Raw genomic sequence first — 22,142 nt, 5'->3', positions numbered from 1 at the left:
TTAGGTTGGCAAAAAAAATTACCAACCTAGTGATATAAAATTATTTGAGACTAAACACTCGTTGTGTGATGGAACTATCTACTGCTCCACCATTCGACAAACCAAATGCTTGCACTAACGTATCACATGGCACTGGCCCACCCATCATAGGAACAGGCATACAATTTGCATCCGCCCCAGGGTTATGACCTTGAATCAATTTGTCCACGTTAAAGGAAATCTTTTGACCAACTGGATTGTATTGTCCCGTTAGTTGAATGGAAGCTCTATACTTAGCAGTACAATTACCGTAGTTAGGAGCACCAGTACAACCTGTCGACCCTAGGTGTAATTTTGTAAAATTAGTACCCGAGTTAGCGCTAAATTCAATATTAGCATGTTTGTACCCACCAGTCCAAGACCAATACATAGAACCTATATTCAAAGGAGATTTTTGAGTTGTGCTATCCATGTGATTCAAAGCTTCCGGAACACCTACAGAAAATTGAACTCCAGTATATGTCCCAGGTGCTACACCACCAGTAACTTTTGTATTTGTTTCTGATGTTTGAGTTGTTTCCAAATCTACAAGAGCCACACCATTGGATTGCCAAACGTTGTCAGCAGCTAAAGATACATCAGCAGCAGAACCATCCGCCCGTATCAACCTTACATCTGAAATATACAGACGAAAATCACGAAACCGGACTGTTCGACCATCGGCATCAATATTCGTACCAGTAACTAACTTTTGCCCATTAGCCAATGCTTCAAATTCTAAATTGACAGGTTGGGGCCATGCCAAAGCCAAAAGTGTTAATGTTTCTGTGTCATCGGATTGGGATTTCGGAGTACAGGAAACTAATCCAATGATCGAAATGGAGATAATAATTGTTTTAAATAAATTCATAAATACCTAATATTCTAAAATACGATTGTTGTTTAAATCAGCAGATAAAAGAATCATCTACCAATATACTTGATTGTAATTAAAAAATTTAGATACGTGGTGGTCTAAGTAAAGTGAGGATTCTTCCATCCTCAAGAGTGGAGGGAGACTCATTGATTGTATAAAAAATTACAGAAGGAGCAGCAAAACCAAATGCTAAATTGGGTCTATCCATAGTTTGGTGGTGGGATCTCAAAGAAAGGGCATCTTTTTTTTCTTTTTACAAGAACAAAGGTGAACCTCGCCATCTTTAGCATCATGACAACTCGGTTTGAGAGCGAGTTCTTTTGTAGTTTGGTGGTCATTCGAGTCGGCTGAAGTAACAGAGGTCCCGTTCCCTTCGGAAAAGAGTTCATCTTCTGCATTCGCATGTTTTTCTTTTTTGGATCCGTGGTTACAGTGACAGATTTTGGAGTTGGACTCGAGGCAATACCCAAGTAACCCACTCCCTAAAAATAGGAATTGGGTGCAAAGGAATAAGGCCAAACTACCGGCAATCCACCGTTTGCAGAACATCTACCCCATGCTAGCCCACCCAACCCAAAAATCGAGCCAATTTTTGGACAAATTTGGTGTCGCCCCTCCTGCCCTTTGAAAACATGGTCTTGGAACCAATGCAAACGAGCTAGAGGCCATCAGATGAAACGCACGGAACTAGAACGCAGGGAACGAGAACTGCGAAAAGCAGAAAAGAAAAAGATCCAACCTGGTGAAAAAGAAGCCATGAGCGTGGGTGATTATATCGATGCCCTTTTTGGAATGTTTCGTTATGATTCGGATGAGATTTTTAATGCCTCCGATGATGAAAACATTCTGGAAATTCTGGAAAACATGAAAATGGAACACCCAGAAAAACAATGGGACGTTATCATACGCAAGGCTGTGAACAAAACGAAAGTGGAACAAAAAGAAAAGGCTTACGACTCTCTTCGTATCCTTGCAGGAATCCCTGCAGTCACCGCTTAATTCCTTTTTTTCCGCTACAAACAGATTTACAACGGAAGGTCTTCGTCTTATACTTGTGACCTTCCTGTATGAAACAGACCTTCACCTTCATTCTGTTATGTCTCTTTCATACCAACCTATTTGCTAACCCAAAAGACTGCCCAAATACAAATCCAGTTCCGCTTTCCGTCACGAATGGAAATACTTATGACCTTTCCGACCATCTAGTTTACTTCACGGCAAGTCCCTCCCTCCATTCAATGGCCGAAGTTTCGAAACAATTCCAAACGGCTGCTCTACTAAAATCAAATGGAGTCATTCCCAATTTCGGAAACACCGACAAACAATATTGGTTTTGTTTTGTCATTCATAATGATGAAAATCTCAATAAACAAATTATCACTTACATCAAATATCCACTTTTGGACGATGTTAAGTTTATCGCCATACGAGAATCAGGTGACATTTTAGAGAACCAACAAGGAAGACGTTATCCTTTTAAAAACAGAGATATAGATTATCGTGGGTTTAGTTTTGCAACGGATATATTGCCAAGCGAATCAGTAACCTATTTTGTAGGAGTTAAAACAGATAGTTCCATGTCGGTCCCCCTCATGGTGGCAGAAGAAAAGAATTTTTATACATTTGTATCTTTCGACACTCTCCTCCAAGGTATTTTTTTTGGGATTGTGGGTGTAATGAGTATTTACAATCTTTTTGTCTACTTTATGGTTCGAGACAAAGCATATATTTTTTATGTATTGTATTTGCTTATCTCAGCAATTTTATTCCAGTTTTCTCTCCAAGGTTTGTTACCCGTATTATTTCTTCCGAACTCTCCCGAATTTGTGTACGATGTACATAACCTTCTCTACTTTCTATTTTTATTCACTTGTTTTCCGATGAGCATCACCTTTATGAACCTTAAGGAAAACGCGCCACTCATCTACAAATGGTTTTTGGCTCTTGCAACCATTCCTATCATTAGTATTTGCCTTCTTCCTTTTTTACCTTACCGACTCATGAACCAAGCGGGAGATATTTTTTCATTTTTACTCGCTTTCTTTGCTCTGTTTGTTTCCTATTACATCGCATTCGTAAAAAAATTTCCGCCAGCACGATTCTATTTTTCCGGATACTTGATGGTGATTGTTGGAGGACTTGCCACCGTTCTCAGATATATGGGTTTTTTTCCAGTGAATGCTTTCACTGAAAATTCATTCCAAGTAGGAATGGCAATCGAAGTGTTACTCATGGCATTTGGTTTGGGAGATCGGATCTCTGTGGTCCGCAAAGAAAAAGAAAAAATTCAATTCAAAGCAGAAATCAACAAACAGAAGTTAATTGCTTATGGCAAAGAACTAAAATTAGCTCAAAAACTCCAGGAATCCACTCTTCCCCAAGTCCTTCCCAAATTTCCTGGACTCATCATCAAAACAGGATATTTCCCTGCCTCTTTGGTCGGCGGTGATTTTTACGATATTACCGTTTTTGGGAAACACCAGATTTGTTGTTTGATTGCTGATGTGACTGGACACGGAGTACCTGCTGCCATTGAAGCTGCCATGTTAAAGATTGCTTACATGCAGACGTTAGCTTTTGCCAACAAACCAGGTAAGGTGTTAGAAAGTATCAACGTGTCCCTTGCCGGAAATTATAAAAATCAATTTTTGACAGCTAGTGCTATCTTTATTGATTTGGAACTCAAACAACTGAAAGTGGCAAACGCAGGTCACCCCGCCTTATACAAGTTCAATGAAAATTCCACTTCCATCGAAGTCATCCGGCCCAAAGGGAAACTCATCGGCTACTCCAAAGAAGTACATTACCCAGAAGAAGTTCACAAACTATCTCCTGGTGATAAAATTTTACTATTTACAGATGGAATTTGGGATTTGTGGGAAAATGGAGACTCTGGGGAAGAAGAGTTACTGAACTGGTTACTAGTTAGGAAAGCAGAATCGGTGGAATCTCTGTATGGTGGGATTGATGAACACATTCGCCTACGGAACAATGAAGGTCCCGCAGACGATGATATAACTTTTATTCTATTTGAAATTACGTAACAGAAAATGCGGACTAAACATCCGCATAAATTGCTGCATTCAATAGTCTGGAAATATTGTCCAAGTTACGAGAAATATCGCAGTAAAGGAGCGCTGGCATCAAATTGTCTTTTTTCTGATACTTTTTCTTCTTCACTTTAGAATCGTTCTTTTTGACAGAACGAATCATTTGAAAACGATATTCACGACTTTGGTTACGAATCTGTGGGTTGCCAAGGATATCAAAAGTCTCACTTTGTTCCAAGTTCACTAGCAAAATGTCGTAATGGTGTTTGAGTAAATCCATTTGTTCTTTTACGGAATTACCGAACGTTTTGTCCAGTGATACCTTTTGGCGATGTGATTTTCTCATCTTTCTTGCAATCGATGCGAAATTATCTCCCATCTCTTCCACAGCCTTCACCCTTTCCATAATACCTAAAACATCTTTCGCATAGTTACCAGTAATACCGGTCTCTTGGATTTGGTTTAGATAGGTAAGGACTTCGGTTCGAACTTGGTCTAACTCTTCTTCTTTTTTTAATACCTGTAGGACACGAGCAGCATCGTAAGGTTGTAATAAAATTTGTTCTGTCAAACGAAGGAAGTCATACGTATCGCGAATGATTTTTTTAGTGAACTCAACAAGTTCCACCATAGCAAGTTCTGTGGTTTTGACTGCCCCAGCTTGCAAAAGACGAATGGAATCTTTATCTTTTCCTGTTTTGGAAGCAAGTCCATCCACAATGGCACTCACTACTTTGGTGATTGTATTCACAAACCAAATGAGGATGAGTGTGTTTGTGATGTTAAACATTGTATGGAAAAGAGAGATATGGAACCTAGTAGATTCTTTATCTGTGAGTGGATCCCCAGGAATCAAATCATCTACAATTCCGGTAAACAGCTTAAAGAAAAGTAAGGCCCATATCACCCCGAACACATTAAATAACGTATGTGCAAGGGCAGCCTTTTTGGCATTTCGGTTTCCCGGAATGGCCGCAAGGTTTGCTGTAATCGTAGTTCCTATGTTTTCACCGAGAATCATACCATAAGCCGCATCAATCGGTATATATCCGGAGAATGCGAGTGTAATGGTAATGGTTGTGGAAGCAGAAGAAGATTGGATGACAATGGTTAACAAGGCTCCAATGAGAACAAACAACAATATGGTGTTGAATCCCATATTTGTGTATTGTTGCAAAAATAGAAAACTATCCGGATCCTTTGCGCTATCAGGAACGGATGATTTTAAATAATCCAATCCTAAAAACAAAAATCCAAAACCGATAAGGAAACTTCCCCAACCGGATCTGCTTTCTTTCCTTGAAAAATTTAAGATCACCCCTGCCGCAACGGCCAGTAAGGCGAATGATGCAATGTTGAACTTAAAACCTAAAAAAGATACAATCCATGCGGTGATGGTGGTTCCAATGTTGGCCCCCATGATGACACCGATGGCTTGGGCGAGTGAAATTAAACCAGCATTTACAAATCCAACCACAAGAACGGTGGTGGCCGAACTAGATTGTATTGTAGATGTAATAAACAGCCCGCTGAACACAGCGGAAACTCTATTTCGCGTCATAGAAGAAAGAAAGGAACGAAGCCGATCTCCCGCTACACGTTGTAAGGACTCACTTAGTAATTTCATCCCGTAGATGAAAATCCCGAGTCCACCTAAAACTTGAATGAGTAGTGACCAATTCATAGATGTGATATTTCCAAGGTTTAATTTCTTTGATTACAATTTGGTACCAACCTTTTATTCGGTTGCAGTATTTTTTTCCGTTGGTACTTTGTAACCAATATGTCAAAAACCATCAGCAAAGGAATGGTTGTAGGATTTTCCTATCACCTAAAGAACGCCCAGGGAGAAACTCTGGACCAATCAGACGAACCGTTATTATACCTCCACGGCTGGCAAAATATCATTCCCGGTTTGGAAAAAGAACTAGAAGGATTAGTGAACGGCGATTCGAAAAATGTAACTGTACCACCTGAAGATGGTTATGGGACATATAACGAAGCGCTTATTTTTCAAGTTCCAAAAACAGAACTTCCACCAGAAGCCGAGTTAGAAGTGGGAATGGAATTCCAAACGGATACCCCAGAAGGTAGAATGGTTCTATATCTTCAAGAAGTTCGGGATGCCGAAGTCATTCTGAACGGCAATCACCCGTTAGCTGGAGAAACCCTTCACTTTGCGGTAACGATTAAGTCCATTCGAGAAGCCACAGAAGAAGAATTACAACATGGCCACGTGCACGGTCCAGGCGGACACCACCACCACTAAGAGTTTTCTTTTTTCGATATTTTTCCTCTGAATCTTCTTTCAGATTGCTTTTTTTAGAAAGGGTAATTAGACTGACAGAAGATTCAGAGTATTGTTGATTTTCACCGCCGAAGTAGTCCTTTCAAGCTTGCACGCTGGTAGCTTTCCCAAGTTTTTCCCTGCATTTTTCTGGAGTTCTTACCCAAAATCCCGTAAAGGGTTCCGACGATTGTAAATCTAGAATTCCCGAGTCAACTTTAACAAACAGGACAAAAACTATGTCAGTAAACATTTATGTTGGCAACCTCTCTTACGATATGACTGAAGGTAAACTCACTGAGCTTTTCGGAGCACACGGAGCAGTAACTTCTGCAAAAATCATCACTGACCAGTATTCTGGCCGTTCTAAAGGTTTCGGATTCATCGAAATGAAAGATGGAAAAGAAGCTGATAACGCGATCAAAGATCTTAACGGAAAAAACATTCTTAACCGTGAGATGAAAGTAAACATCGCAAAACCTAAAACTAACAACTGGAGATAATCTCTCCCCACACCTCGGCGATCCTCGCCGGGGTATTTTACTTACCTTAAATCATTCCGTTCCAAAATCCTTTTCTTACAGACTTACAAAATCACACGATACTTCGCTTTCATCTTTTCTATCTGTTCTTCCGGGATCTGATGTATATTTTTTCCGCCATGCCTATTTTCCACAGTTACCACAAAAAACAAATATCCAAATTCATTCGCTAAACGTTCGTAAGGTTTAAGTTCCCAATCCAAAGTAAAGGTATTATCTACTATGACAAAAGGGATTCCTTCTTCCAGTGCTTCTTTGGTTTTTGATTCACATTCTTTGTAGGCTATATGATTTTTTTGAAACTCGAAGGTGTATTCGCCCAGTTCATTTTCAAAATAGGAATCAATGGAGAAAATGGGGGCGCCATTGGATAAAGATAGAGTTTTTGCTAAGGTAGTTTTTCCCGATCCGGGAATTCCTCTTAAGGCAAGGAGTGTTTTTTTTGCAATAATAGAGTTTGGACTGGTTTCCCCTGATTGCAAATTCTTAGATTCCATTCTCCAAACCCTAATTCTTTTTCCTTACCTGGAAAGAGAAAAATCTCGCAAGGAATGGTTCTATTTGAAAGAATAGAGCAGAATCAAGGAGACTTTTGTGTCATACGAAGCTTATAAACTCATCCATATTTTCGGAATGTATTTGTTATTTTTATCTCTGGGAGGAGTTACCCTCTACACCATCAATGGTGGAAAAAAATCGGAAAACAAATTTAAAACTGTGGCTGCGATCACTCACGGTGTGGCACTAATTCTCCTCTTAGTTGCGGGATTTGGCCTTATGAAATTTCGAGGAATCTCTCATTCGGCAATGCCAGTATGGGTCATTTTGAAAATCGTCATCTGGCTTGCGTTTGGTGGACTTTTGGCCCTAGCTTCCAAAAAAGAGAAATTTGCGAAGATCCTTTGGTTTGTATTTCCACTTTTGGGTTTGTTTGCGGCGTATCTCGCTTTCTACCAACCTTTCTAATTTTCATCAGTATTGTCTGCCCTCTTCGTTAAGAGGGGGCAGTTTGAATTCTTAATCCACATTTCTTTTTCTTTTCCAGAAACCCATCCCAGTCTACAGTAAGGACTAAGATCAGGAATTTCTCGAGGGAATATGAAAACACGAATCGAAACCGACTCTATGGGTGAAATCGAAGTGGACGCCACTCGTTATTGGGGGGCCCAAACCGAACGTTCTCTCCACCACTTCCACATCGGCACAGACCGTTTCCCAAGGGAAATGATTCGTGCCCTAGGGATCTTAAAAAAATCAGCAGCCCTTACCAACGAAGAATTAGGGATCCTATCAACAGAAAAAACCAATCTGATTGTGAAGGCAGCGGAAGAAGTCATTGTTGGAACTTTAGATGACCACTTCCCCCTTGCGGTTTGGCAAACGGGATCGGGAACCCAAACCAATATGAATGTAAATGAAGTCATTTCTAACAGAGCCATCGAAATGGCCGACGGTATTTTGGGTTCGAAAAAACCCATCCATCCGAATGACGATGTAAACAAAGCCCAAAGTTCCAACGATACTTTTCCCACTGCCATGCACATTGCCTGTGCAGAAAGTTTGGTACTGAAACTGGTTCCCGCCTTACAAAAGCTGCACGACACTTTTAGCAATAAATCAAAAGAGTTTGAAAACATTATTAAAATTGGCCGCACTCATTTACAAGATGCCACCCCACTCACACTGGGTCAGGAATTTTCCGGGTATGTGCAACAACTCAAATATTCGATCGAGAGAATTGAACGGGTGTTACCTTCTGTATACCGATTGGCACTGGGAGGAACGGCTGTGGGAACGGGTCTCAACACCCATCCCGAATTTGCAGTCAAAGCTGCGACTGCAATTGCCAAAGAAACAGGACTCCCCTTTGTCACGGCGGAAAACAAATTTGAGGCACTTGCTGCACATGATTCTCTTGTGGAAGTAAGTGGAGTTCTTAAAACCATCGCTTGTTCTATGATGAAAATCGCAAACGATATTCGTTGGTTGGCTTCTGGGCCACGCTGCGGGATTGGAGAAATTTCTATTCCTGAAAACGAACCAGGCTCTTCGATCATGCCAGGAAAAGTCAACCCAACACAATCAGAAGCTATGACTATGGTGGCAGCTCAAGTGATTGGGAATGATGTGGCAGTAAATGTCGGAGGAGCCTCGGGAAATTTTGAATTGAATGTATTCAAACCACTGATCATCTTTAATGTATTAAACTCCATACGATTGTTAGCGGATGCCACCCTCTCTTTTGAAGAACATTGTGCTCGGGGAATTGAACCAAACATTGAGACGATAGAACACAACCTAAAAAACTCGCTCATGCTTGTGACAGCACTCAACCCCTACATTGGGTATGACAACGCAGCAAAAATTGCAAAAACAGCCCACAAAGAAAAATCCACTTTGAAAGAAGCAGGAATTAAGTTAGGACTACTTACAGCCGAGCAGTTTGATGAATGGGTGAAACCAGAGGAGATGGTCTCACCTAAAAAGGAAGAGTGATGTTGAAAGAAAAAGTGGAGAAATGTATTAACAACAGATTAGACAGACAAAGTTTTCACAACATTCCGAATCTTATCCCAATAGTTTTGGCGCCAATCTTCTTCTATACCAGGGATAAGTTCTTTTGGCACGCCACGATGTGTTAACACAACTTCAGTTCCACCTTCAGAGGTTTCCTTGAAAGTGAAGGAAGCCATCGAAAAAATACCTTCGGGGAAATCGTATCTTCTCCAGGCTTGTACAATTCGCGCTGAAGGTTTAAGGTCTACGATGATTCCAGAAACCTTTCCCGACATGGTAGAAAAAGAACCACCAATCTGTTTGCTGATCACTGCAGTTTCACCAGTCAGTGCAGTCACTTTCTTAGAATCTGCTATGAATTGGTAGATCGTTACTGGTGGAGCTTTGAATTTAACTTTCTGCTGAATTGTTTTGCACATCTAACATTGCCTTGTATAAGTTTCCTAATTCTATTCGTCCCTTTCAATACGGTTTTCTGGTATTTTCTGAAAATTAAATTATTGGCAACCTCAAATAGTCTGTTAAACTCTTCCTGTCATGAAATTATTGATTTCCATACTTGTTTTGTTTCTCTCTTGCAAACCAGCAGATTTAAACAACCCAGGTGATCCTTTTTCCGACGCTTATTTATCTCAGGCTCTCTTACTATGTGCTTTAGGTAAAGGATTCTGTGAGCCATGTGCGAGAGTTTCTAACTATGTATCTTTTCTGGAATCGATCAATTCTGGTATAATGGTTAGTTTCAAAGCAGTACTGGATTCAGATGCTAACTCCTATGTCATCGGCCAGACCAACCAAGCGTTCTCAGGGGCTGATGGAATTACGGCTTTTCAAGGATCTCTTGGGAATTCCCAAAATTTGATTATTTCCAAAAAGAATAGCCAAGGGGGAAAAGAGTGGATTAAATACCTGGGACGCAAAGTAAATCTACCACTCAGTATCCTTCACGCTAAAAACGGTGGAATATATTTTTTTGCAAATATTTACACTTCATTGCCAAACGCAAAACAATCTTTTGTTGGAACTCCAGACACAGATCAAAATACAATTGTTGGGAAAATAACAGCGGATGGGAACCTTGAATGGTTTACATACATCAATAATGGAAGCACAGCAACCTCTAACTTGTATGTCGTTGATTTTATGGAAACAGAAGACCAATCGGGTATTCTACTTTTTGGAAGTGCTGATTCAGCACTTGTTTCCCCTGGCACCATACTCTCAGCTGCCCCAACCAATAATGACTGGTTCCTTTTGAAAATGTCTTATTCAGGCGAGGCAATTCAAACAAGATATTATGAAGTCCCGACTCCTTTGACTAATTTTATACCTAAAAGATTTGTATCGATTCCAAATAACGGAGGTTACTTTTTGCAAGCCTTTGTTACCGCCACTTTCAGTTTGTATCCGAATGGTTTAAACTCCTATACAGGATCTAGCACAAACTCTCTGATCGTTAAACTAACTTCTAATTTAAATTATGAGTGGCATCGATATTTTGGTTCCGCCGCGGGAAATCCAGAGGAGACACCCTTCTACCCAATGGTAACATTTTCCGATTCATCACTAGTCTTTAACAAAAATTACAATGTTGGTGTCACAACTCTCGGACTCCCCCACCCAGAATCTACTCCAACAAATTATGCTAGTTTATTCTATTCTGTAAGTTCGAGTGGCGCTCTTAATTATTCGAGTTTTACTTTCGGACAAGGAGACGTTGGAAAAACTTATGACCTAGCCAAAAAAAATGAAAACGAATTAATTGCGTTTAATGGAAAAGGAGATGGAGCTAGCTCGACAGCAGAATTAGTGAAGTTGAACTCAACTAACTTTGCAAAGATGGCATCCCAACAAAGACCAGGCAATATTATGACTTCTGGATGCCTAGTCTGTGGAAAAGTCTTTACATCGGTTTATTCATCTTCCAATGTAGAAGGCGCCATCATTCCTTTTGGATCAGGTGCCGGAATGACAAATGTTTTCAACTCTTACAATAGTGTGTTCACTCCGTCTTTTTGAAGTAAATTGATTCTTTTTTTGTTACTTATAGTCCCGATCTTTTGGAAAAAAATATTCGAATTCCAATGTTTCCTTGTGCAAAATGGGTTTAGAAACATCTCCTGACCATTCAAAACATGAGACAAACTGAAAGTTTTTGTCATCTCTTTTAGCTTCTCCATCTGCTGTTTGGTGTTCCATTCGAAAATGCGCCCCACAAGATTCCTCTCGCAAAAGTGCGTCCAAACACATAAGCTCAGCTAACTCAAGATAGTCTTTCATTCTACCTGCTTTTTCTAATTCTGCATTTTTAGAAAATGCGTCTGTAGGAACTTTTATGTTTCCTGATAAAAAATTTTCTCTTAGGTTTTGAATCGTCTCGATTGCAGATTTTAAGCCAGATTCTGAACGTTTTAAACCACAAGCATCATATAAAATTTTACCTAATTCTTTGTGGTAATCATCTACAAGTTTTTGTCCATTTGCTTTGGTAAAAAAGTGAATTTCGTTTTTAATCTTTTCTTCAGATTCCAAAAAACTAGGATGATCTGTTGAAACGAGGCCTAAGTTTACTTTATCATGAAGATAATTCGGAAGTGTAACAGGAAGGATGAAGTAACCATCTACCGAAGCTTGCAATAATGAATTTGCTCCCAATCGATTGGCACCATGATCCGCAAAATTTGCTTCACCTATTGCATAAAGTCCAGGAACACTCGTCATCAGTTCATAATCCACCCACAATCCGCCCATAGAAAAATGTGCAGATGGAGAGATTAACATTGGCTCGCTTAAAGGATTAACATCTGTAATTTTTTTATACATATCAAAGAGATTTCCATACCGAGCACGTAATACTTCTTCTCCCAATGTTTTCTTTGCGTCTTTAAAATCCAAATACACTGCATTTTTTAGGGGGCCAACACCAAAATCCAAATCAATCCTCTCTTTGGCCGCTCGAGAAGAAATGTCCCTGGGCGCTAAATTACCATAAGAAGGGTATTTTCTTTCTAAATAATAATCCCTATCTTCCTCAGGAATATCACCAGGGGATCTATGTTCTTCTTTTGACTTGGGAACCCAAATTCTTCCATCATTTCTCAATGATTCAGACATTAAGGTTAGTTTTGATTGGTAACCGTTTGATTGTGGAAGTGAAGTAGGATGGATTTGAGTCCAACTGGGATTTGCAAACAAGGCACCTTTTTTGTGTGCTCGCCAAACTGCCGTTGCATTACATCCTAATGCCAAAGTGGATAGATAGTAAATTTTGCCAAATCCACCGGAAGCAACAACTATTGCGTGAGCAGAGTATTTTTCCAATTGTCCATTTAACAAATTTCGAACGATAATACCCTTGGCCTGTCCATCGATGATGATATAATCCAAGAGTTCAGAATTCGTATACAATTTAACATTACCAAGGTGAATTTGACGCATAAGTGCCTGGTAAGCACCAAGTAACAATTGTTGACCGGTTTGACCTTTAGAATAAAATGTTCGACTAACTTGCACTCCACCAAACGAACGATTCTCTAAATAACCACCATACTCTCGATTAAAAGGAACTCCTTGAGAAACTGCAAGATCGATAAAAGGAATGGAACACTCTGATAATCGATATACATTTGCCTCTCTCGAACGAAAGTCACCACCCTTCAATGTATCTCTAAACATGCGGGTGACACTGTCGCCATCATTTTTATAATTTTTTGCTGCATTCACTCCGCCTTGAGCAGCAATGGAATGGGCACGCCTAGCAGATTCATGAAAACAAAAAGAAGATACTTGATAACCTTGTTCAGCGAGTGTAGCTGCCGCTGCACACCCTGAAAGCCCAGTACCCACAACAATGATTTTAAATTTCTTTCTATTGTTAGGTGAAATTAATTTGGAATTTCTTTTAAAGAAGTTCCATTTTTCTTCCAATGGACCATCTGGGATTTTTGAGTCCCAATGGAACTTTTTTTCTTTTTCATTCATAGGTTATTAGACAAATAAATGAAAAAGTTTTCCCTACTTAATTTCAATTCAACATCTGGAAAAAATCGTTTCCTTTGTCGTCCACAACGATGAAGGCAGGAAAGTTTTCCACTTCAATCGACCAGATGGCTTCCATTCCTAATTCGGGAAAATCGAGGACTTCCACCTTTTTAATATTTTCTTTGGCAAGTAAAGCCGCAGGTCCACCGATGGATCCGAGATAGAATCCGCCATTCTTTTTACAACTGTCGGTCACTACTTTGGAACGATTCCCTTTCGCAAGAGAGATCATGGAATAACCTTTTTCTTGGAAAAGAGGAACATAACTATCCATTCGTCCTGCCGTTGTAGGGCCAAAGGAACCAGACGGCATTCCTTCTGGAGTTTTCGCAGGCCCCGCATAGTAAACAGGATGGTTTTTGAAATAATCAGGAAGAGGTTCGCCTTTATCTAGTTTTTCTTTGAGTTTGGCGTGGGCAATATCACGAGCCACAACCAGCCTTCCTGACAACATAACACGCGTTTTGACAGGATATTTGTTTAGGATTCCGAGAATCTCATTCATCGGTTGGTTTAAATTGATATGAACGGTTTCGTTTCCCGCATCTGATTCGTCGACTGTAGGTAAAAAACGAGCCGGATCATATTCAAGTTGTTCTAAGTAAATTCCGTCTTTTGTGATTTTGGCTTTGATATTGCGATCGGCACTGCAACTGACCCCAAGTCCCACAGGGCAAGAAGCACCATGTCTTGGCAAACGAATGATTCGAAAATCATGAGCTAAATACTTTCCACCAAACTGAGCTCCAATTCCAGATTTTTGCGCAGCCAATAACATCTTCTCTTCAAGTTCGATATCCCGAAAAGCAGTTCCTTCTTTGGTTCCTTTAGTGGGTAAATGATCCAAGTAACCCGCTGACGCCAGTTTGACGGTTTTCAAATTGGCTTCCGCAGAAGTTCCCCCGATAACTACCGCTATGTGGTAAGGAGGACAAGCAGAAGTTCCAAGATTTGCTACTTTTTCCGAAATGAATTTTTCAAGAGATGTTGGATTGAGTAGAGCTTTGGTTTCTTGATAAAGATAGGTTTTGTTGGCTGACCCACCCCCCTTTGCCATAAATAAAAAACTATATTTTTGACCAGGCGTTGCGTAAATATCCACCTGAGCCGGTAAGTTGGAACCGGAATTGGTTTCTTCATACATAGAAAGAGGAACCACTTGCGAATAACGCAAGTTACGCTGTACGTATGTATTATAAATTCCTTTGGAGAGGGCTTCGGCATCGTCTCCACCGGTGATCACATACTCTCCTTTTTTTCCCATTACAATTCCCGTTCCTGTGTCTTGGCAAGAAGGCAGTTGTTTGTCTGCGGCAATGACTGCATTTTTGAGAAGGGCCATTGCCACAAAACGATCATTTTTAGTGGCTTCGGGATCATCTAAAATCTTACGAACTTTTTCCAGGTGGCCTGGCCGGAGGTAGAAGGCAATGTCTTCCATGGCTTTTTCCGCAAGGAAGGTCAAACCTTCTGGTTCGATTTTTAAAATTTCTTTATCCCCGAATGGGACAGTGCTTACAAAATCTTTGGTTAACAATTTGTAAGGAGTTGTATCTTCCCCAAGTGGAAAGGGATCGGAATAAAAGAATTCTGGCATGGAAACCTCTAAACTATCCTTCTATGTTTGGGGAATTCTCTTTCCAGTAAATGAATTTTTACCGGGGGTTCTGGAAACACCCCAAACAATAGGAGAAAGTAGAAGGGAAAAATCGTTTCTCTTTTTTAAAAATCGGTCTATAACAAAGGAAAAATGAAACAGAGCCTCATTTCCATTTTACTTATTTTTTTCTCTTCTATGCTATTTGCAGAGGAGTCGGTGGCAGTCGCACAAGGGTCAGAAGAAAAAAATAAAAACTCAAAATTTAGCTTACTTTTAAAAAGACAGACCTACCAGTATTTGCCTTATGAATACACATCTCTTACTGATAAAAATGAAACTATAACACCTACTCGTTCTAGTTCGGCTTTGAAGGAAAATGGAAAGGTTCTTATTCCCTTTGTATTCAGTTATGAAAATTTGGCGAAGGGTTTTAAATTAGACCTCTCATACTATGAAATTGAAATTGTTAACGCAAACACTCTCCTATATCAACATCCGGCACAAGGACCCAATATTTCTCGGTTTTACCTTTCCCCTATGGCTCGTTCGGAGTTTGAATTCAACGCATATAAAACCTTCACTCCCACAAGCGATTGGAAGCTTTATTTAGGGGGTGGGATTCGAAACATCAATCGCTACCTGTATGGAAATTATCTAGGACAAGGAACTTTCAAAGAATACTTTTTTACCTATGGCCCACAAGTCTCTGTGCAAAGTATTTACCAGCTCACCGGAGACTTTGCATTCCACCTAACCATGGATGTGTTTTATACACAAGGCACTCGGTTTTTCAAACAACCTAATCTTATGGAAGATCGGTTTCAGTATTCTTTATCCACTTCAGGAACTGGTGGAATCTTTCGGGGATACGAATTTGATGGTTCTCTTTCCTATTCATTTCATCCTAACATGAAATTCTTTGTGGGTTACAATATGATCGTCTCCAAATTCTCTTATTTACATTATAATGAAATTCAGTTGAGTCGAAGCACAGAGAATTTGGGTTCCACCAACCCTTCTGTCACTGGCGCCTGGGAAATGAACCTACCTAAAAAATCCGAAAACTTTGATAGCTTACGCGGGATTTATATAGGGATGGTGGTGAGTTTTTGAGGGATCGTTAAAGGATTAAGGTTAGGTTTTCGATACTTTCTAAAGTCAATGGGATTTTGTTTCCTTACTTGACAAATCCACAATAACAAGTGATATGTGAAGAAATCGATACAAAAAATGCAGATAAAATTCCAGTGACCTTAGCCAGCCAAAGCCTCTACAAACCTGAGTTTGGTTGTGATTGAAATAGAGCGAGAGGGGCGGACGTATGGACTTAGGTGCCATCCTGAAATGTAGACCTCGGGATGCGTAACACATTTGTAGCAAAACAGAGCAAAAAAATTCAGGTTTTAAGCCGTCCCATAAACGCAACTAAATTTCAAATATTCTGTGAAATTATAGAGTTTAGTGTGCTAGACTATAAGAACTATTTTTTTTAATCTTGCACAAGGCAATATGCAACAGACACTCTTTGACCTAAATGAAAAAACCGTTGATGATATCAGTAACCCCGAGACTTACAAGGGAATATTCTCTTTTCATAAATATTGGGGAAAAAAGCCAACGGAAAGCTTGGCTTATTTTATACAGAATTACACAGATGAAACCGATATTGTCTTAGATCCTTTCTTAGGTTCCGGTCTGATAAGTCGCGAATGTTTACTTAGAAACAGAAGGTTCATTGGTGTTGATATCAATCCGTTTTCTATTGAGCATACCAAGTTTATTCTGGATTTACCAAACCCAAGCGAGTATATTCAAGCATTCAATGAAATTGAAAAATCAATAAAAGAAAAAATTAATTCAACGTACAAAACTGAAAATGGAAAAATTGCATCCCATTTTCTTTGGAAAGAAGGTTCACTGGTTAGCGTCTGGCGGCGACCTGAAACTGGTCGGAATAGACTGGAGGCTGATCCAAGCGATATAGATCAGAATCAAATCAACAAGTATTCAGACTATGAACCGAGAAATATAAGGAAATCAACATTCTTTACAAATTCGCGAATTAATTCAAAAGCAGAAATGGCAATAACTGATTTATTTACGAGAAGAGCACTATATAACATAGATTTAATAATAGATGAAGTAGAAAAATACCCAGATCCAATTAAAAGAGCATTGTATTTAACTTTAACATCATCCTCTGGTCAAATGTCATCTATGGTTTTTGCAATAACTGGCCGGGGAAAAACAAAAAATCTAGTTTCTGAAAAAATTGAAGTCGGAAGCTGGGTTATTGGCTTTTGGAAACCTAACCTACATTTCGAAATCAACGTGTGGAATTGTTTTGAAAGTAGAGCAACAAAATTATATAAATCTTTACAAGACACTTTAATCAAAAAATATACTGTGCACGATTCAATAGACTCACTTCTAAAAGTTAATAATGGAGCAGCTATTATACACGCCAATTGTCTTCTAAGTTTAAAAGAAATACCAGATAAATCAATTAAACTAATCTGTACTGATCCTCCCCATAGCGACAGAATTCCATATCTAGAATTAAGTGAACTATGGAATTCAATTCTCAATAAGAAAGTAATTTTTGAAGATGAAATAATAGTTTCTAATGCAAAAGAACGAAATAAGAAAAAGCCAAGCTATATCAATGATATGACATTATTTATCTCTGAGTCGAGCAGAGTATTAAAGGATGATGGTCTATTTTTGTTATATTATAATGCTCGTGATAAACAAAGTTGGAAATTTATGGAATTATTGTCTAGCACAAGCAATCTGAATTATATAGGTGCCTTTCCGATGGAATATTCTGCGAACTCCGTAGTTCAAGATAATCGAAAAGGTGGAATGAAAACTGATTTTGTATTAGTGATGGTTAAAAATAAGTCAATCATAATGGAAAATCATGAGCTTGAAAAGCTACCTGGTTGGATTTCATACTTACCGAAAATTGAAAGTTAAACAAGAGTAAAAAGATGTCTAAAGAATTCATTAAATGGCTCAAGCTTCATAATTCAGAGAACTTGCAAGAATTTAACACAAACTCTGAAGCCCAATTATGGCTTAAAGTAAAATCGATAATACGAAAAGATATTCTAAGTGATTTCCTAAGTAAAAATTCAATTAAACTTTCTCAAAACACCTTAACAAAATCATTTGTAGAATTATTTGACATTCTTAAAACAAATCCGGAAAAATCGCATCGACTTCTTGATAGTTTTATAAAGGAGTCGAATAAAAATATTCTAAGTAGTTTAGATCAACAGAAACTAGTCTCCGAGCTCTACAAATTGAAAGTTTTTCAATGGGGAGGCGATTACCAAAATTCTTTAGATAAATATCTTATAAGTCATTACGTGAAAAAAATCACAAATTTTGATGTTCTAATATCCAAATTTGAGACGGAAATAAATTCAGTCGTCCAGGGTTATGTTCTCAATAGTTGGTATAATCACTGGTCTAGCATCTTGATTGAACATATTTTCAAATCACATAGCACAGTTTTACCTACAGTCGGTCAGATAAAGGGTGTCGACTTCTTTATAAACAACATCCCTTTTGACTTAAAAGTAACATATTTCCCTTCTGAGTATCTAAAGAAGAAAAGAAAAGAATCTGGTCTTCCTGTCGAACTTACCTTTCTAAAAGCAAAAGCAAAGGAACTCAGCATTCCTTATGATAAAAATGCTAAAGATTCAGATATATATTATGAAATCGCTGAGAAAATGAAGGACAAAGGAACTAAAGAAGCATCTGAAGTATTAGAGGGGATCAGATTAGAAAATAAGAAAATAATCACTAACACTATTTCTAACTCTCGAGATTTAATCAAATGGTTATACGAAAATCAGGGTGAGATGCGATTTGGATCAGAAAATCGGATTTTCCTGGTTTTGATAGATAATGATGATTTTTCAGGTTCATGGAAATTAAAGCGAAACCTAGATTTACTTACTCCTGCCATACATTCCTTTCTAAATAAATTTAAAAATGTTAATCTATCGAATTTATTAGTGGAATATAACTATCCTGGCAAACCAAATTCTTTTAAATCTCTATCAGATATTATCTTCATCACTAAATAGTTTTTGGGACGTAGCATAACTCCGCCGTCCCCTTCTCTTCCAAACTTTGCCCTCGCTTGACCGTCGATAAATTTTGTTGCATAAGTATTTTTGCAACAATCCTAATGGTATTTGCTTCGGCTGGATCGATAGTCTGAAAAAAAATACGATGGAACATCGTGGATTCAGAAATTTACTCCACGTAGATCACAAAGCAATTAGTCAAGAACGAGCAGATCTGCTTATCAAAGAAAAACGAATGGAGGCTCTTCTTCAAATGATGAAGAATCGACAAAATTACACTAAATTATTTGCCAGCAACAGAAAATCTCCGCCTAACAGTTTCTTCCCCTCGCTCGGCCTGCACCAAATTGTCCTCCTGTAACTAGCTTGCATCCGCGAGGTTGCGAAATTTAACCCGATAAACAGAAAAAGTTATAAACACTACTTGACTGTAATACAAATATGTGATACATTTCGAAATATGATCAGTTTACGTCTACCGCCAGAACTAGAAAGAAAATTAGATTCATTTGCAAAATCTGAAGGAAAAACTCGTACAGAAATAGTAAAAGATTCTATTCTAGAATACATTAAAAATCGAGGTACAAGTAAAACTCCATTTGAACTTGGGTTGGATTTATTCGGAAAACATAATTCCGAAATTACCGATTTAGCTCAGAATAGAAAAACATACCTACATGAAGTCTTTGGAAAGAAAAATGAAAAACGTAGCTCTCATTGATTCTGGTCCGATCATTGCCCTATTTAATTCAAAAGATAAATTTCACAAACCAACTTTAAAATATCTTAAATCATATACAGGTGAATTAATATCTTCCTGGCCTGTCGTTACCGAAGTTGTTTACCTGCTATCTTTTTCCATGGAAGCTCAATCAGATTTTCTTGAATGGATTGAAAGAGGAAGTATCCAAATTTTTGATTTAAGCATTGAAGATCTTAAATATATCAAAAATCGAATGAGAAAATATTCAGATTTACCAATGGATTTAGCAGATGCTTCTTTAATGTGTATTTCGGAAAAACTAGGAATCGAAAAGATTTTAAGTATTGATTCAGATTTTTCGATTTATAAAAACTTAAAGGGAAAGTATTTACAAAACCTCTTGAAAGTCTAAATGCGACCCATCGCCGTCTAATACCTAGCCAATATGGAACCAAATGTTTTCGACCAAATTGCCAATAAGTATGATACAACCGAACGGAAAGACTTAGCCCAAGTCATAACCAATGCAGTCCAAAACGAATGTAGGGACAGCCAATCCAAAACCTTATTTGATTACGGTTGTGGCACTGGACTTGTAGGTCTTAGTTTGGTATCCTTAGTCGGTCGGATCGTCTTTATCGATTCTTCTGAACCTATGTTGGACCTAGTCAGAGAGAAAATCAAAAAAACAAATATTACCAATGCAGAAGTGATCCATTCCAACTTTCTCCAAAATACTAAAACAAAAAAAGCTGATCTCTTACTTGTTTCTCTTGTCCTTTTGCATATCCCTGATACAAAAAGAATTCTAAAATATTTTTATGAAATCTTAAACCCTAACGGAAAGCTGATAGTGGTTGATTTTGATAAAAATGAAAAGATAAACCACCCCAAAGTCCACAATGGATTTACAAATACCGAAATTAGATCCTTATTTGCTGAAGTTGGGTTCAAAAATATTGAGATAAGAACCATCCACCATGGTAAAAATATTTTTATGCATGAAGATGCTTCTTTGTTTTTAGCAACAGGGGAAAAATATATTTAGTTTCTAAAACAATCGAATTCCCAATCGATTCAAAACCAACTGATACAGATAAAACAAAACAATCGTAAAAACAATGCTACTTAAGATAGCAATCCAGAAACCGTAATTGGCATTCAGTTTTGGAAATAGTAAAAACATAGGGAGTGTGGGTATTACAAACCAAAAAGTATAATAAGCATGGTTGGAGATTTTTTCGGCACTAGTGTTTTCAAATTTCAACCAGAACAAAGTAAGAATGGTGACCAATGGAAGCGATGCGATGAGACTCCCCATACGATCATTCCTCCTTGCGATTTCCGATATGATGACAATGAGGGCCGCCGTGACTAAATATTTTATTATAAGATATAACATAGCTGAGTTAACATCTTGGATCGTTATTCTTTTTTTCGTCTATTCTTACATTTACTTCTTGGAAGGATTCTCCGATGGTGTTTGGCATGGTGTGTGAGTTTATCAGATTTCCGAAGGGATACAGTAGAAAAATCTAACTCAGATCTGATTTGTTGAATCATAGATTTCAGGTTCCCATCCCCGCGCCAGCGATAGAAGCGGAAATCTTTTCCGCAGGAAAGATTGTAGCGGATAGCGCGGTCGGTATAGAAAAAAACTTTGATTCGCATAACCAATCCGAGGCGCCCAAACTTTTAAATCAACCAATCTATATTGCTTACAAAACCTCATCGGGTATAAAAAAACCCACCAAAGGGGTGGGTTTTCATTTAGAGAAAAATCTCTAGTTTAAAAAGTGAACTTTCTTATTTAGAAACAACTTGAAAAGTCACTCGGCGGTTGATCGCGTCTTTTTCATCAAAACCAGAAATTGGTTTAGAAGAACCAGCAGCTTTCGTCACCAATTTGTCAGCAGGGATTCCTTGTTTTACAAGAGCGTCTTTCACAGCATCAGAACGAATTTGTGAGTAGTATCCGTTTCCTTTTTTAGCACCTTCTGCTTCTTCTGGACCAGAAGCGTCTGCATGACCAGTCACTTCAAGTGCGTAACCTTCAGGAAGTTTTGCAAGAGCATCTTTGATGTAAGAAACATTGTCTTTTGCCCAAGTTTTGAAATCTTCTGCTTGGATGTCCGCTTGTTTGTAGCTAAAACCTCTGCGACGAACGCCGTCTGGATAACGGTAGTCTTTGAGTGCTACATTGATTTCGTCCAAAAGAGCTGCATTGAGATCTCTGGAAGAAACATTGGATGTTGTTCCTGTTGTGGAAGTTGTTTCTTTTGGTGTCTCTTTTTCTTCAGAAGACGAACAATTCGTTAATGAAAGCGAAAGACCTGCGAGGAGGATGAGGCTTAAAAAAAATCCTTTTTTCATCAGTTGACCTACCTTAATGTTTCCATAG

24 protein-coding genes are annotated in these 22,142 nt (G+C 38.5%); 13 read left to right on the top strand and 11 right to left on the bottom strand.

Annotated elements, in window-relative coordinates:
• Positions 1–40: 40 nt before the first annotated feature.
• From LEP1GSC195_RS15990 to LEP1GSC195_RS19765, 3 genes are all read right to left on the bottom strand, one after another.
• Positions 41–889, bottom strand: coding sequence for an MbnP family copper-binding protein (locus LEP1GSC195_RS15990; RefSeq protein ID WP_015681151.1), 849 nt, complete (start codon positions 887–889; stop codon positions 41–43).
• An 88-nt stretch (positions 890–977) separates the two neighbouring features.
• On the bottom strand, positions 978–1,124 hold the full coding sequence (locus LEP1GSC195_RS20060; RefSeq protein ID WP_232227817.1) for a hypothetical protein: 147 nt from the start codon (positions 1,122–1,124) through the stop codon (positions 978–980).
• Complete coding sequence (locus LEP1GSC195_RS19765) at positions 1,121–1,444, bottom strand: LIC_11090 family protein (RefSeq protein WP_232227816.1); 324 nt, start codon at positions 1,442–1,444, stop codon at positions 1,121–1,123. Before LEP1GSC195_RS19765 ends, LEP1GSC195_RS20060 begins: the two co-directional genes overlap by 4 nt.
• Before the next feature lie 123 nt (positions 1,445–1,567).
• Here LEP1GSC195_RS19765 and LEP1GSC195_RS15980 point away from each other — a divergent pair, with 123 nt between their 5' ends.
• Both LEP1GSC195_RS15980 and LEP1GSC195_RS15975 read left to right on the top strand, forming a co-directional pair.
• A complete protein-coding gene (locus LEP1GSC195_RS15980) occupies positions 1,568–1,894 on the top strand; it encodes an LB_289 family protein (protein ID WP_015681871.1) in 327 nt (108 codons plus the stop codon).
• Positions 1,895–1,962: 68 nt separating this feature from the next.
• A complete protein-coding gene (locus LEP1GSC195_RS15975; protein ID WP_015681207.1) occupies positions 1,963–3,939 on the top strand; it encodes a 7TM diverse intracellular signaling domain-containing protein in 1,977 nt (658 codons plus the stop codon).
• A gap of 13 nt (positions 3,940–3,952) precedes the next feature.
• On the opposite strand, the gene LEP1GSC195_RS15970 is transcribed toward LEP1GSC195_RS15975, so the two are convergent.
• Entirely contained in the window at positions 3,953–5,629 is a 1,677-nt protein-coding gene (locus LEP1GSC195_RS15970) for a Na/Pi cotransporter family protein (protein ID WP_015682707.1), read from the bottom strand.
• A gap of 99 nt (positions 5,630–5,728) precedes the next feature.
• Between LEP1GSC195_RS15970 and LEP1GSC195_RS15965 the strand changes: the two genes are divergently transcribed.
• Both LEP1GSC195_RS15965 and LEP1GSC195_RS15960 read left to right on the top strand, forming a co-directional pair.
• Positions 5,729–6,214: an FKBP-type peptidyl-prolyl cis-trans isomerase gene (locus LEP1GSC195_RS15965; protein ID WP_015682163.1), complete on the top strand. Its 486-nt coding sequence runs from the start codon at positions 5,729–5,731 to the stop codon at positions 6,212–6,214.
• A 257-nt stretch (positions 6,215–6,471) separates the two neighbouring features.
• A complete protein-coding gene (locus tag LEP1GSC195_RS15960; protein ID WP_002988662.1) occupies positions 6,472–6,735 on the top strand; it encodes an RNA recognition motif domain-containing protein in 264 nt (87 codons plus the stop codon).
• An 83-nt stretch (positions 6,736–6,818) separates the two neighbouring features.
• On the opposite strand, the gene LEP1GSC195_RS15955 is transcribed toward LEP1GSC195_RS15960, so the two are convergent.
• The gene (locus tag LEP1GSC195_RS15955; RefSeq protein ID WP_156827661.1) at positions 6,819–7,271 is read right to left on the bottom strand and encodes an ATP-binding protein; all 453 of its coding nucleotides are present in this window, start codon (positions 7,269–7,271) and stop codon (positions 6,819–6,821) included.
• Between the two features lie 136 nt (positions 7,272–7,407).
• Here LEP1GSC195_RS15955 and LEP1GSC195_RS15950 point away from each other — a divergent pair, with 136 nt between their 5' ends.
• On the top strand, positions 7,408–7,740 hold the full coding sequence (locus tag LEP1GSC195_RS15950) for a hypothetical protein (RefSeq protein ID WP_051122394.1): 333 nt from the start codon (positions 7,408–7,410) through the stop codon (positions 7,738–7,740).
• Between the two features lie 132 nt (positions 7,741–7,872).
• Positions 7,873–9,270, top strand: coding sequence for a class II fumarate hydratase (gene fumC, locus LEP1GSC195_RS15945; protein WP_015680578.1), 1,398 nt, complete (start codon positions 7,873–7,875; stop codon positions 9,268–9,270).
• Between the two features lie 38 nt (positions 9,271–9,308).
• On the opposite strand, the gene LEP1GSC195_RS15940 is transcribed toward fumC, so the two are convergent.
• Positions 9,309–9,710: an SRPBCC domain-containing protein gene (locus tag LEP1GSC195_RS15940; protein ID WP_040506852.1), complete on the bottom strand. Its 402-nt coding sequence runs from the start codon at positions 9,708–9,710 to the stop codon at positions 9,309–9,311.
• 118 nt (positions 9,711–9,828) lie between these two features.
• On the opposite strand from LEP1GSC195_RS15940, the gene LEP1GSC195_RS15935 reads away from it, so the two are divergent.
• Entirely contained in the window at positions 9,829–11,310 is a 1,482-nt protein-coding gene (locus LEP1GSC195_RS15935; protein WP_015681712.1) for a hypothetical protein, read from the top strand.
• A 21-nt stretch (positions 11,311–11,331) separates the two neighbouring features.
• On the opposite strand, the gene LEP1GSC195_RS15930 is transcribed toward LEP1GSC195_RS15935, so the two are convergent.
• Both LEP1GSC195_RS15930 and LEP1GSC195_RS15925 read right to left on the bottom strand, forming a co-directional pair.
• On the bottom strand, positions 11,332–13,272 hold the full coding sequence (locus tag LEP1GSC195_RS15930) for a fumarate reductase/succinate dehydrogenase flavoprotein subunit (protein WP_015681332.1): 1,941 nt from the start codon (positions 13,270–13,272) through the stop codon (positions 11,332–11,334).
• 43 nt (positions 13,273–13,315) lie between these two features.
• Positions 13,316–14,929: a fumarate hydratase gene (locus LEP1GSC195_RS15925; protein ID WP_015681436.1), complete on the bottom strand. Its 1,614-nt coding sequence runs from the start codon at positions 14,927–14,929 to the stop codon at positions 13,316–13,318.
• Between the two features lie 153 nt (positions 14,930–15,082).
• Between LEP1GSC195_RS15925 and LEP1GSC195_RS15920 the strand changes: the two genes are divergently transcribed.
• The 6 genes from LEP1GSC195_RS15920 (at position 15,083) to LEP1GSC195_RS15890 (ending at position 20,789) form a co-directional block, all read left to right on the top strand.
• Positions 15,083–16,045, top strand: coding sequence for an LA_2444/LA_4059 family outer membrane protein (locus LEP1GSC195_RS15920; RefSeq protein ID WP_015682762.1), 963 nt, complete (start codon positions 15,083–15,085; stop codon positions 16,043–16,045).
• A gap of 396 nt (positions 16,046–16,441) precedes the next feature.
• Positions 16,442–17,911, top strand: a complete 1,470-nt coding sequence (locus tag LEP1GSC195_RS15915; RefSeq protein ID WP_015682136.1) for a DNA methyltransferase — start codon at positions 16,442–16,444, stop codon at positions 17,909–17,911.
• Between the two features lie 14 nt (positions 17,912–17,925).
• Positions 17,926–19,035, top strand: coding sequence for a hypothetical protein (locus tag LEP1GSC195_RS15910; RefSeq protein WP_015681143.1), 1,110 nt, complete (start codon positions 17,926–17,928; stop codon positions 19,033–19,035).
• A 463-nt stretch (positions 19,036–19,498) separates the two neighbouring features.
• Positions 19,499–19,759, top strand: a complete 261-nt coding sequence (locus LEP1GSC195_RS15900; RefSeq protein WP_015680729.1) for a ribbon-helix-helix protein, CopG family — start codon at positions 19,499–19,501, stop codon at positions 19,757–19,759.
• Entirely contained in the window at positions 19,737–20,153 is a 417-nt protein-coding gene (locus LEP1GSC195_RS15895; protein WP_015681283.1) for a type II toxin-antitoxin system VapC family toxin, read from the top strand. The genes LEP1GSC195_RS15900 and LEP1GSC195_RS15895 overlap by 23 nt, the downstream gene beginning before the upstream one ends.
• Before the next feature lie 33 nt (positions 20,154–20,186).
• Positions 20,187–20,789 carry a class I SAM-dependent methyltransferase gene (locus LEP1GSC195_RS15890; RefSeq protein ID WP_015682694.1) on the top strand — a complete coding sequence of 201 codons (603 nt, stop codon included), beginning with the start codon at positions 20,187–20,189 and terminating at the stop codon, positions 20,787–20,789.
• Positions 20,790–20,792: 3 nt separating this feature from the next.
• On the opposite strand, the gene LEP1GSC195_RS15885 is transcribed toward LEP1GSC195_RS15890, so the two are convergent.
• From LEP1GSC195_RS15885 to loa22, 3 genes are all read right to left on the bottom strand, one after another.
• On the bottom strand, positions 20,793–21,143 hold the full coding sequence (locus LEP1GSC195_RS15885) for a DUF3147 family protein (protein WP_040506847.1): 351 nt from the start codon (positions 21,141–21,143) through the stop codon (positions 20,793–20,795).
• Positions 21,144–21,166: 23 nt separating this feature from the next.
• On the bottom strand, positions 21,167–21,304 hold the full coding sequence (locus tag LEP1GSC195_RS19755) for a hypothetical protein (RefSeq protein ID WP_015681005.1): 138 nt from the start codon (positions 21,302–21,304) through the stop codon (positions 21,167–21,169).
• 243 nt (positions 21,305–21,547) lie between these two features.
• Positions 21,548–22,117 (bottom strand): OmpA family outer membrane lipoprotein Loa22, encoded by a 570-nt coding sequence (gene loa22, locus LEP1GSC195_RS15875; protein WP_198012813.1) that lies wholly within the window; start codon positions 22,115–22,117, stop codon positions 21,548–21,550.
• Positions 22,118–22,142 lie beyond the last annotated feature (25 nt).

This window comes from Leptospira wolbachii serovar Codice str. CDC, assembly GCF_000332515.2.
Lineage (GTDB): Bacteria > Spirochaetota > Leptospiria > Leptospirales > Leptospiraceae > Leptospira_A > Leptospira_A wolbachii.
Note: the sequence above shows the minus strand (reverse complement) of the source record. Positions and strands in the feature narration are given on the sequence as shown.